The following is a 12,659-nucleotide window of genomic DNA, read 5'->3' as shown; positions in this document are numbered from 1 at the left end:
ATGATATGATTTTTAAACAACAGCTATCTAAAATTTATATCATCTAAACTCTTTTATTTCCCTCTTCATCAAAGTTTTCTTTTAAAGCTTTCTCTATGGGAATAATAGTACCCACAATAGCAATTACCTGCAAAATACTAATTATCCCACCCACAACGCCAATATAATCTTCACTTTTATTTATCACAAAAAGCATTGGAATTAAAGTCAATATAAGTAATAACCCAACTTTTCTCCACAATCTACCCATACACTTATTTGCAAAAAGCCAAGTTTCGTTACTCTTCATTGATCTCTTAGTCCTATAACCAGTTCTCTTGCTGATAGACTTAGGCGGTTTGTTATAAAAATAATTACCAACAAAAATCATACTTAAAGGTACAATTAATAGCATCACGAACATAAAAACCCAAAATTTCAATATTGTCCCCCTTGAAATTACATCTTGAAATACAAAAATATATCAATACCCAATATTATCTATATCATATAACATTTAAATAAATAAAAGTGTAAAATCTCAATTAAAATTACAGATGAAAATTCTTGTAAAATCTATTATATGAACTAGCACCAAAATTTTGCTAATGGCAAAATTAATTTTTATATTTGTCCTCAATAGATGCAAACAAAATAATCCATATACAAATTTTAATATCTTAATAAATATTAAAAATATTGCTATCCTATAATCAATATTGATAAAATAAGGAGCAAAAATGAATACCTCAGATGTGGTAAAATACCAAATTATAATGATTTTAATACAAATTGTACTTTACTTTGGTTGCGAAATATTTCAAAAAAACCCAAAATATATAAACATACCCTTAGATGAAAAAATTCCATTAATTACACTTTTCACTTTGATATATATTATGTGGTTTCCGATAATAGCAATCTTTCCGATAAGTCTATTCAAATCATCTGTCGATTTATACAAAATATATATGGCAACATGGATTATAGATGTATTAATAAGCATCTTGATTTATATAATATATCCCACAACATTTATAAGACCAAAAGACTTAGACAAATATTTCGGTGGATGGATGTTAAAAATAATATATAAATTTAGTTATAAAGGATTAAACTGCATGCCAAGCCTTCATTGCTCGCTTTCGACAATAATTTTTATATTCGCAAACCTCAGCAAAACATTGCCAGTGGAACTAAAAATAATATATTCACTCTTATCCATAGGTATAATAATTTCAACATTATTTACAAAACAACATGTAATTATCGATATGATGACAGGCGTAGGTCTTGGAATTTTATCATGTGTGTTAGGTTTTGTTGTTTTTTAAAAATTATAACATTTCATCTGAATTTGACTAATTAATATTTATAAAAATTTTAATTAAATTATGCTTATAATTTTTTATTTTTATAGTAATTTATTAGCCCTCCACTAATTATAATATTAGTCTCATCTCTAGATAACTTATCTAAATATAAATAAAATTCTTTATCATTAGTTAAATTCTTGGCAACTATCTTAGTTTTTTGTGCAACTAAACTTTTAAGAATATCCTCGACTAATATATAATCTCCTATACTAAATTCTTTGAAGTCTTCTGCATCTACCCTAAAAGGCAATAACCCCCAATTTATTAAATTAGTTCTATATCTTTTAGTAGCGTAATCGATGGCAATATTAGCCCATCCTCCTAGTATTTTTTGCGAAGAAGCAGCCTGTTCTCTTGCCGAACCATCACCTGGTCTTTTAGCAAAAATTGTAGAACCAATACTTAAATCATCTTTATCTAAATTGTAATTAGATAGAATATTTTTTAATATATCTGTATTTTTTTTAGCTAAGTTTTTCACTTCTAATGCTCTTTTTACATAAAATGGATCTTTCTTGGATAGGGTATATTCTGCTAACTTAAAAGGATTTGACCTATATGATGCAGTTTCGCCTGATGGTATGAGTTCGTCTGTAGTTGTAACCTCATCAAAAATTATAGAGCACACTTTTAATAGTAAATTTGATTTAAGACTACAAAAATTAGACCACGATTTGATATTAGGTCCTAAAATTAGATTCTCATTTTGTGATGCTCTTTTGAAACAATCAGTAACTCTGTTTTTATAAATACTTTTATCATATTCAAATTTAATTTGCCTAAATTGATATTCCTCTAATTCATCAGCTCCTGTTAGCCTACCTTTATTTAAAGCTGTAGCTGCAATCGATTTTGCATCCATAAGCGCTACAAAAGAAGCTTGGTTTTCAGAAGGAATAGAACCTTCTCGATAAGGAAAATTGCGTGTTGCATTTCTAACTGAAAACTCTCCACTTGCTGGAGTATCGCCCGCTCCAAAACAAGGCCCACAAAATGATGGTTTAATCAAAACTCCAGCTCTTACTAAATCATCAATAATCCCATTTTTTGACAAAGACAAATATGAAGGCACAGACTGAGGATATACGGACATATTAAATTTTGCATTTCCTATATTTTTATTTTTTAAGATTTGTCGAGCATTATATATATTCTCACAAGTCCCTCCAGCACATCCAACTATAAGGGCCTGATCAACATATACATCTCCTCTATATATTTTATCAGATAATTTATATATTGAATTAGGATAAAACTTTTCAATATTCTTATCAATTTTTGAAAAAATTTTCGCAGGATTTGCTTTAACTTCTTTTATTGTATAGGCATTTTTAGGATGAAAAGGTAAAGCTATCATTGGCTCTATCTCACCTAAATTTATTTCTATCACCGCACTATACAATGCTCTATTTTTTAACTTTAACTCTTTAAAATCGCATTCTCTATCAAATGACTTATAAAAGTCTTTCACTTTATTGTCAGTTTCCCAAATAGTAGATAAAGACGCCATTTCCGTTGTCATTGTATCAATACTATTTCTAAAATCAATAGATAAATTAGAAATTCCATCACCCATAAACTCTAACACTCTGTTTTTTACAATATTGCTATCAAAAACTTCTTTTATTAGAGCTAGGCTCACATCATGAGGTCCCACAAAATTTTTTGGTTTCCCCTTTAATATTATAGCTACAGTTTGAGGTAATTTAATATTATAAGTACCGCCGATTAACTGTTTTACTAATTCACCTCCACCTTCACCAATACCCATTGTCCCCAATGCTCCATATCTAGTATGAGAATCCGAACCTAAAATCATTGCTCCAATTTTAGTCATCATATCGCGATTATACGAATGAATAACAGCTAAATTAGCAGGCACATATATTCCCCCGTATTTTTTTGCGGCAGAATAAACAAAAGCATGATCATCTTCATTTATAGTCCCACCTACTGTACATAAGCTGTTGTGACAATTTGTAAATACATAGGGTATTTCAAATTTTTTAAGTCCTATAGCTTTAGCAGTTTGTATAATATTAACACTGGTAATATCATGCGATGTCAAACTATCAAAACTTATTTTTAAATCTATATCAGAATCAGATTTATTGTGTTTTTGCAAAATATTATAAGATAAAGTATTGCAAATTAAACTTGTATCACCATTAAACTCTTCTATTTCATATTTCTCATTTACAATTTTATGTTCCGGATATATATTCATTACAAATTTCCTTCCTAAAATAAAATTATTCTTTAAAAAACTTCTCTACAGTCTTAATAAATTCTAAAGTAATTTTGGACTTATACATATTTGGATTAGCACACAGACATCGTATCCAATAAGCTTCTTCAGAATCAATAAAATAATAATCATAATCTATATCTTCATTAAAAATTTTAAGATAATAATGTGGCATGATCGTAATTCCATAACCCCTGATAGCCAGTCGCTTAGCAGTTTCAAAATTAGTCGTTGTTAATTTTATTTTAGGTTCAAACTTTGCTTCATCAAATATAATGTCACAAATACGACGTATTCCTCTATCTTTTCTAAGTAAAATAAATTCTTCATCCTTTAAATCAATTAAACTTAAATAATTTTTATCATCTTTCAACTTAGAATATTTAGAAACAGGACTATTCTTTTCAGTTACCACTACAAATCTATCACAATACAAATCATTGTATTCAATAGCAGAATTTCTTCTTAATGGATGATAATGACTAAGAGCAAGGTCTACCTCAAAGTTCTCGACTTTTTTCTCTAAAGATTTTGAATCTCCTTCAGTTATATATATTTCAATATTAGGATATTTCCTGTTGAAATCAATTATTACCTCAGGGAAAATCATTGTACCTAAAAAAGTAGTAGCACCCACATGTATAGTTCCCTTTTGAAGATTATTAATATATGAAATATCATTAGTAAAATCATTATATATAGATAAGACCTTTAGTGCAGTTTCATAATACTTCTCACCTGCAAAAGTCAAATTCACACCTTGAGAACTACGATTGAAAATTTGTGTACCAAGACCCTCTTCAATTTTTTGTATAGTCTGAGATAAACTAGGTTGCGAGATATAAAGTTTAGCAGCAGCTTTCGAAATAGATTTCTCTTCTGCTATAGTTTTTATATAAAGAAAATCCTTATAATTAAACATATAGGTCCTCCTATTCATATAATATATTATACATTAATATTTCAAATCCGTTTAACTTGAAACAAGAAAAAGTGCCTGTAACGGCACTTTTTCTTACATTCTATCTTTGTAATTTTCAAATTCTTTTTTTATTTCTTTTATTCTTTCAAGATTAGTTAAATCAAAAACAGTAGCTGCCAATATCTTTGCTGAATTTATTATACATTCATGAGCTTCTTTAGTCTTACCATATTCTAAAAATACATCTGAATGTGAAGTTGTTCCATCAGGAACAAATTGTACCCTAATACAAGCTCCCGGAATAATATAAGTTACATTTCCAAAATCTGTAGAACCTGTTTTTTCTCTAGCTTCTTTAAGATTAGGAGCATTTATTAATTTAGCATTATTTATTAATAATTCATTTAAGGAATGCACGGGAACTTTACTTTCAAGCCTTTTTACATTTTTAACTTCTACATTTGTTTCTGTCATTAAAGCAGCACCATTTACAATTTTTTCAAAACGAGCGACTATTTCATTCAAATATTTAGAATTATAGCTTCGCAAAGAAAATTCTCCAACAGCTCTACTTGGAACAACATTTGGTGGACCTGGTAATTCGCTTATAGTATAATGCATTCTTGTATCTTCTTTAACATGTTCCCTAAGAAATTCAATACCTTGGAATGCCAACATCAATGCATCTAAAGCAGAACGTCCATCTTCGGGTTTTAATGCTGAATGTGAACTTTTACCTTTAAATACAACTTTATGTGTAGACATTGCCATGGATTTAACGTCAACTTGAGTAGCTGGCCCTCCATGCATCATTAAAGCAATATCTAATTCTTTCATAAAGTTTTGTTCCAGCATTTTTATCTTGCCCCCACCGCCTTCTTCTGCTGGAGTTCCATAAACAATTAAATTGAAGGGTAATTCTAATTTCCTAAGAGCAACAGCAGCTCCAACAATAGATGGACCTTGCAATTGGTGACCACATCCGTGCCCCATTGGTAAAGCATCATACTCACACAAAAGACCAATATTTATTTCACTATCTTCATTGCTTCTATATATTGCTCTAAAGGCAGTTTTCAAATTCCCCAATCCACGTTCGACATAAAAACCATTGTGTTCAAGATAATCCTCTAGAATTTTTGAAGAAAAATTTTCTTCAAATGCAAGTTCTGGATTATCAAAAATTTCATCAGACATTTTGACTAATGTATCTTTTTGTTTTTCAATATCTTTAAATAACTTCTCTTTCAAATAAATCTCCTTTTATATATAATTGAAAAAATTTGTCCCTATCATTATCAATGATCCTAAAGCAATCCAAACACCAAATATTTTTCCCATAAATACCATCCATTTATCATAAGGAATATCTGTAGCCCCTAATATACCCATCAAAGCGGTTGATGTTGGTAAAATATAATTACAAAATCCATCTCCAAAATTATATGCCAATACCGCAGTCTGTCTCGTAATTCCAATTGTATCTGCTAATGGAGCAAAAATTGGCATTACAGCAGCAGCTTGTCCTGAACCTGAAGTTATAAACATATTTACAATAATGTTAACTATAAACATCAAAGGTGCCTTGATTATATGTGGAAACATATTAATAGCATTAGTCATAGCAAATATAGCAGTATCCATAATTTTGCCTTCATCTAGAACCCCAGATACTGTTCTAGCAAATCCGATAATAAGTGCAGCACCTATCATTTTTTTAGCGCCTTCAACAAAATATTTTGCTATCTCTGAAGGAGTAAAACCAGCAATTAGTCCTGCTAAGACAGCTAACCAAATAAATACTGCTGCAGTATTATTCATCTTCCAATCCAACTTAATTCCACCATAAACAATAATAAATAAAGCTGCAAACAAAGATATAATTACCATCCATTTTCTAGTATTCATTGATTCGTTAAAATCTTTATTATCTTCTGAATTAATATCTCTCTTTTTATCTATTTCATACATAGGACTGAGTTCCGGATTTTGTTTTATTTTTTTAGCATACTTTATCAAGAGAAAGTTTGTCACTATATAATATAAAATAAAGCTAAATACTCTATAACCCAAACCAGAATACGGAGCTAGACCAGCTATCTCTTGAGCAACAATAGTAGTATTAACATTTAATGTTCCAGTAGAAAAACCCACAGCTCCGCCCAGAAGTATAATCGAAGCTCCTACTATTGAATCATATCCCAAAGCCAACGAAATCATGACCATTATAGGTGCAAAACCTATGAAAGTATTTACACCTTGAGTCGTACAAATCAAACCAAAAATTAATGTTAATATTGATATAAAATAATATTCTTTATCTCTTGTTTTACGGGATACCATACCTATTAATGATTGCAAAGCACCACTTTTGGTAATTATATTAAAAGCTGCCCCCGAAAATAATATAACACAAATTAAAACTGCACTTTTTTCGAAACCTTCGATAGCTATTGTGAATATATTTAAAGGATTCACGCGAATTTTATCTATGTAATGAAAACTACTTGGATCAATAACTTCTATTCCTAAATCGTTTTCTACTCTGACATATTCGCCCGATGGTATAACCCAACTCAACACAACAGCCACTAAAATTATTAACATCAGAATAACTAAGGTATGTGGCATTTTTTTAATTCCTTTTCCGCTAACGTTTTCTTTCATTTTTAGTTTTCCTCCTTTATTTAGATAAAGTATAACATCATTAATAGTATTAGTAAAATTCATATTAGTTATAAATAATATGATAATATGTTATAATAAGAAAAAGGAGATACTTTTATAATGGATTCAAAATATTACGAATATCTAATTGCAACAGCAGAATATGGAAATATTTCTAAAGCTGCTCAATCTTTATTTATAACTCAGCCCGCTTTATCTAAGGCGATTATTAAGATAGAGGAAGAGTATGGAATAAAAATATTCGAAAGAAGTAATGGAAAATTAGTACCAACAGTTTCTGGAGATTTAATAATAAATGCTGGTAAAGATATACTTAAAATTGAAAAGAATTATAAATATGAACTTGACGAAATTAATAATTTACATAAAGGTTCGCTAACAATTTCTATAACACCTACTCGCGACTTATATATATTGCCTATTGTATTACCAGAATTCAGAAAAAAATTCCCTGATTTTGACCTAGAAATAAACGAACAAGGCATTAACGAAATTGAAAATTCTATTCTTAATAAAGAGTCTAAAATAGGAATTTATATAACTGACAATTTTAATACTGATTTGAATTATGAAATAATACAGGAAGAAGAGGTAGTCATTGGCATAGCAGCCAATTCCAAATACATTAATTATGTAGAAGACAAAAAAGAATTTAAATTTCCTTGGATCGATTTAACCTTATTGAAAGACGAAATATTTTTTATTAGTAACCCTTATAAAGCTAAACTTGGAAGCTTAGCAAATATTTACTTCGAGGAGTATAATATAAAGCCCAAAACCATGGTTATTAAAAACATGGAAACGAGATTAAGTTTAGCTTCTATAGGAGAAGGTATAGCATTTTCATATGAAATCGGCAATAATTTTATAGATATCGATGATAAAAAATTAGTTTTTCTATCAATCGGCAAGAAGAGAAGGAGCGATAAATTTGTCATCTCCTATTTAAAAGAAGCAGCTCTCAATGATGCATATAAAGAATTTATAAATATAACAAAAAATTATTTAAAAAAATAAAAAAGCTTATTTTTATATACACTATTTTTTAATACTAACTACTAATTTTCCAAATACTTCAATATAACTTTCCATTCACGTGCCAAATCTTCTAATCTGTATCTTGCATTTGCAGGGCTCGTGGATGGTAGCTTTACGGCTTCTAGATTAAATTTTTTACTGTGGTATTTTTTATAATATTTATATGCAGTGTTTCCATTGCAAAACACTTCTTCTATATTTGCACTTTTAAATATTTTTGATAAATCTGATGGCACCACATTTTGAATACTTGCATCACTTGAACCAATAATATCGCATTTATATATTGAATCATATATTGCTATCTTGTGTTTTAACAAAAACTCTCTTCTTTCATCAATATCCCGACTGAGTTTTCCATCAAATAATATTTCCATTAATTTCCAAAATCTATTTTGAGGATGCCCATAGAAAAATCCATATTCTCTTGTTTTAATTGATGGAAATGAACCCAGTATTAGTACTTTTGAATTATGGTTATAAAGTGGCATGAGTGGATGAGTAATTGTTTCATGTTGTGCTATTTTTGTGATTTTCATATTTAACCTCTTTTCCTACCTCTATTCAAATAATACTCCGAAGCATTTATATTTTAGCATTATGCATCTTTTCTTGATGCTTTTTTAAATCTTCTACACTACTTTTTTTCATAAAATCGGATGGGATATCAAATATAGTTAGTGCATTGGCCCAACTTTGTGCTTCGTTATTCTTAGCTCTATCTTTTTCAGGAACTAATATTATTGAGTAATTATTTATATTTAATGGTTCTTTGTCTAAAATATTCATCAAATTTTTTAGGTTCGCTAAGGCTAAATCATAACTAGGTTCTTCGGCAAAGGCATATATATTTGCATCTACATTGAAAGGAAATTTATCTATATTTATTTCATCATTTAATTTTATTTTATTGTGATAATCTTCATCTGCGATGGACAAGTTTATTTCGTAATTGGTATTTTCTCTGTTTTCAATCTGCTTTCCATATTTTTTTATAAATTCTTCATATCTTATAAAAGTATTAAATAAAATATCGCTCGATGTATCGTATTTCAATCTTCCTAGTGAATCAAATCCTATTTCAAATTTATTGTCGATACTTTTTTTATCTTGAACAAAAACTGTGTAAGTCCGATTTACGAAATTATATACTACTTCTGATTTTTCAAAGTTAATATCACTATAATTTTTATCTAAATATTTATCGGCAGAATTTCTAACCAATTCTTTAGAGATAGGATTACCCACAAAGCTATTCATGATAAATAAAACTACCAAAATAGCAATTATACTAAATATTTTTAAACCATTTTTCATAAAAACCCTATCTTTTTATATCAATCTTCTGCAAGACGTTCTACTGCTGTGGGTATTCTATACGCAGAGTCTGTGTTGTGCTTTGTAAACAAAAATACTCCATAAAGAACAATTGTAATTCCTACTGTCATGAAAAAGTCATTCCAATTAAGAACTCTATTTTCTATAATAGATGGATCCAAATTATCTGAAAAAAATAAAATTAAATTATTGTTAAAGTAATGTATCAAAGAAACAGTCCAAACTGACTTAGTCTTTGTATATGCATATCCCATAATAATAGCTAGAGCTATACAACCAACTAGTTGATTGACAATTGAAATAAGTTCGCTGCCTTTTGCTGCATAAAAGAATAAGTTTAAAGGAAGATGCCATATACCCCATATAAGTCCCAAGAATATTAATCCTTTTCTCATTCCATATTTTTTTTGTAAAATTGGTTGAAGAAAAAATCTCCATCCATATTCTTCGCCCCAAAATGGTAAAAAAGACAGTGGGAAATTAATTAAAAGTATTAAAGGAATAATGAGTTTTTTAATAGAAAATAATCCTTTTAAAGTTTCAAATCCCTCTGTAACTAGAGTTGCTAAACTTGCGACAAAAAAATATATTATCACAAATATCAATAGAGTTAATAGGTTTGATTTTAAAGAGTATATTCTTAAATTAGATTTATCTTTTTTAGTTTTATCTTCTAGTATAAAAACAACTATTAAAACTAAAGAACTGACAATAAATATGATATTGCTAAAATCTACATTTTTAAACACAAAATTAGAAATTAGATTAATTACAAAAACAAAAGTTAGTGCAATATAAGTTAGATAGCTCCTTTTGGCTATTTTATCAACATCTACTTCAGTTGTTAAAATACTAATTATTGCTGCCAAAGCGGGAAAGTACATTTGTAGTGCTGCAAAATTTGAAAGCGGAAAGTCTTGCTTTTTGGCAAAATAAATGCAAATTCCGAGTATAAATACCAAACCAAAATTAATAATTAAAAATTTCTTCAATAATTTATTTTCCAGCTCATTTTGTGATTTAATAGTTTTCATTCTGACCTCCAATTTTTTAAAAATTCTTTGCTACCAAGTACAAAGCCCTGTACTTTCCTGTATTTTCCACAAAGTGCGTAAAAATATACTATCTTCATAATATTGTTCAAAGGGTAGAGTATATTCGCCATCTACATTATTCCAAATGTTTTTATAATAATTATCAAGTTCTTTATAAATATCACTATTTTTATTAAAGACTACCTCTACATCAGTCTCCAAATTATAGTTTTGTAAATTTCGCCTTGTAAAATTGGCACTTCCCAATATTATTCTTGGCTTTTCATTTTTATAATTAAAATAGGCAAATTTAGAGTGGTACTGTTCTCCGTGAGTTTTGTACCATCTTACATTTATATTTTGGTTTTTATCAACCAATTCGCTTAATGCGGGTCTGTTGGGACATCCATTTTTCTCAAGTCCAAAAGCATCCTTATTTAAATCGGCGACAATATTTATCTTAACACCCCTATTTGATGCACTAGACAAATCTTTTAAAAGTTTTTTGTCGGCAATATAAAATATTCCAATGTTAATCACATCACCAGCAGAGGCTTTGTCAACATTATCCTTCAAGGCCCTATATATGGCCTTTTCTGAGATAGCTCTCAAATAAATATCTTTATCTTCAAAATCTCTCACTTTAAAATTCTCGATAGTTGGGTGAGTGTTATTAACTAAAGCAAGTTCAGATTGTATTAAATCTTCCATTGCTTTACCATAAAATTTGACAGCAACATTTGAATGATTGCTGCTAGGGTCATGTGGATTAGATGACGAAACTAATCCGCATTTTTCTGTAACCATAACTTTTCTGTGATTTGCTTTAAAATTCAATAACTTTAGAAAACTCCTCACAGAAACTTTAGGCCCTTTAGGAGCAAAAATATTTTGAATACTACCACCTTCAGGCGAACCCATCCAATTTAGATAAAACTTATAAAAACCAGAATAAGTTGGATTCGAATCCCTTATCATATTAGGGTCTGTAATTGTCACATCTATCCCATTTTCCTTTAGTCTTTTTATATTATCTTCAGTATAAGCGCCATAAAAATTATTTATCTCATCAGTTATAAAAACAATGTCAATATTTGGATTTTCTTTCTTTTTCTTAATGAGTTTATCGGTCATTAATGAAACTTGATTTTTAAAACTCATCTTATCTTTGTCATATTCATCATTAAACAAAAATAAATCTATGAGTATAAACTCCTCTGAATCATCAATCATCTTTAACTGCTCATCAAAAATAACTTGTCTTCTCTTTATTTTTCCATTTAATTTATAGCTAAGATCATACAAGAATTTAACATCTTGGGCAGGATAAAAATCACCATTTAAATTAGATTTATCATAACTTTTTGAAAACAAACTATAGACAAATGGAACTATTAAAATTACGAGCAGAAAATATATAATTCTCTTTCTAAGCATATGTCACTCCCAATATTATATGAAGCTTTTGTTTTAATAATTCAAAATTGCATTCAAATAATTAATAAATTGATAATACTTTTATAATTATTTTATAATCTCTTCCATAATTTTTTGTGTCTTTTCTTTGTCCATATGATGATAAAATTTACCATTAATCATTATATTTGGACCGTATTTACATTTTTTAAAACAGTTTTGACTTCTTAGTCTTATTTTGCCATCCTCTGTAGTTTCATTAAAATCAATTGCCAAAGCATTTTTAACAGTCTTCAAAACTTCCATAGAGCCATTTTTGGCACATCTCGGTCCGCTGCAACACACTATTTCATATCCGATTTTAGACTCTTTTACAGAAGGCATAAATTTAATAATTGTACTTATAATTTTTTCGCCTAAACCAAAAGCCTCTGCAATCTGCCTTTGATGACTGACAGAAACAAAACCAAAATCCTCTTGGCAATTTTTAATAGCAATTTTTGCTCCCTCTTGACTGCCCTCACCAAAACCATTAACAACATCTTCTAGTTTGTCTTTAAAAATAAGCTCTTCATTTTTTTCTTTGCACATATTGTCTCCTTTTATAAAAATTACAACAC

The 12,659-nt window shown here is 28.8% G+C and carries 12 protein-coding genes; 2 read left to right on the top strand and 10 right to left on the bottom strand.

Annotation, left to right across the window (positions count from 1 at the left end; all coding sequences use genetic code 11):
• Positions 1-43: 43 nt before the first annotated feature.
• Complete coding sequence (locus ABID14_RS07560) at positions 44-421, bottom strand: SdpI family protein (protein WP_354368753.1); 378 nt, start codon at positions 419-421, stop codon at positions 44-46.
• 298 nt (positions 422-719) lie between these two features.
• Between ABID14_RS07560 and ABID14_RS07555 the strand changes: the two genes are divergently transcribed.
• Positions 720-1,313 (top strand): phosphatase PAP2 family protein, encoded by a 594-nt coding sequence (locus ABID14_RS07555; protein ID WP_354368751.1) that lies wholly within the window; start codon positions 720-722, stop codon positions 1,311-1,313.
• A 64-nt stretch (positions 1,314-1,377) separates the two neighbouring features.
• Here the strand turns inward: ABID14_RS07555 and ABID14_RS07550 are convergent, their stop codons facing one another.
• The 4 genes from ABID14_RS07550 to ABID14_RS07535 form a co-directional block, all read right to left on the bottom strand.
• The gene (locus ABID14_RS07550; RefSeq protein WP_354368749.1) at positions 1,378-3,582 is read right to left on the bottom strand and encodes a hydratase; all 2,205 of its coding nucleotides are present in this window, start codon (positions 3,580-3,582) and stop codon (positions 1,378-1,380) included.
• Between the two features lie 25 nt (positions 3,583-3,607).
• A complete protein-coding gene (locus tag ABID14_RS07545; RefSeq protein WP_354368747.1) occupies positions 3,608-4,525 on the bottom strand; it encodes a LysR family transcriptional regulator in 918 nt (305 codons plus the stop codon).
• Between the two features lie 93 nt (positions 4,526-4,618).
• Positions 4,619-5,776, bottom strand: a complete 1,158-nt coding sequence (locus ABID14_RS07540; RefSeq protein WP_354368745.1) for a M20 family metallopeptidase — start codon at positions 5,774-5,776, stop codon at positions 4,619-4,621.
• Positions 5,777-5,788: 12 nt separating this feature from the next.
• Complete coding sequence (locus tag ABID14_RS07535) at positions 5,789-7,192, bottom strand: YfcC family protein (protein WP_354368743.1); 1,404 nt, start codon at positions 7,190-7,192, stop codon at positions 5,789-5,791.
• A gap of 120 nt (positions 7,193-7,312) precedes the next feature.
• Here ABID14_RS07535 and ABID14_RS07530 point away from each other — a divergent pair, with 120 nt between their 5' ends.
• Complete coding sequence (locus ABID14_RS07530) at positions 7,313-8,230, top strand: LysR family transcriptional regulator (protein ID WP_354368741.1); 918 nt, start codon at positions 7,313-7,315, stop codon at positions 8,228-8,230.
• 41 nt (positions 8,231-8,271) lie between these two features.
• Here ABID14_RS07530 and ABID14_RS07525 read toward each other — a convergent pair whose 3' ends face one another.
• The 5 genes from ABID14_RS07525 to ABID14_RS07505 form a co-directional block, all read right to left on the bottom strand.
• Positions 8,272-8,790, bottom strand: a complete 519-nt coding sequence (locus tag ABID14_RS07525) for a DNA-deoxyinosine glycosylase (RefSeq protein WP_354368739.1) — start codon at positions 8,788-8,790, stop codon at positions 8,272-8,274.
• A 46-nt stretch (positions 8,791-8,836) separates the two neighbouring features.
• Positions 8,837-9,568: a YfjL-like protein gene (locus ABID14_RS07520; RefSeq protein ID WP_354368737.1), complete on the bottom strand. Its 732-nt coding sequence runs from the start codon at positions 9,566-9,568 to the stop codon at positions 8,837-8,839.
• A 20-nt stretch (positions 9,569-9,588) separates the two neighbouring features.
• Positions 9,589-10,623, bottom strand: coding sequence for a CPBP family intramembrane glutamic endopeptidase (locus ABID14_RS07515; protein WP_354368735.1), 1,035 nt, complete (start codon positions 10,621-10,623; stop codon positions 9,589-9,591).
• 30 nt (positions 10,624-10,653) lie between these two features.
• Complete coding sequence (locus tag ABID14_RS07510) at positions 10,654-12,060, bottom strand: phospholipase D-like domain-containing protein (protein WP_354368733.1); 1,407 nt, start codon at positions 12,058-12,060, stop codon at positions 10,654-10,656.
• Positions 12,061-12,147: 87 nt separating this feature from the next.
• On the bottom strand, positions 12,148-12,630 hold the full coding sequence (locus ABID14_RS07505; protein ID WP_354368731.1) for an NADH-quinone oxidoreductase subunit NuoE family protein: 483 nt from the start codon (positions 12,628-12,630) through the stop codon (positions 12,148-12,150).
• Positions 12,631-12,659: the final 29 nt, after the last annotated feature.

Source organism: Peptoniphilus olsenii, assembly GCF_040545475.1.
GTDB lineage: Bacteria > Bacillota > Clostridia > Tissierellales > Peptoniphilaceae > Peptoniphilus_A > Peptoniphilus_A olsenii.
This window is presented reverse-complemented; position numbering and strand designations above follow the sequence as displayed.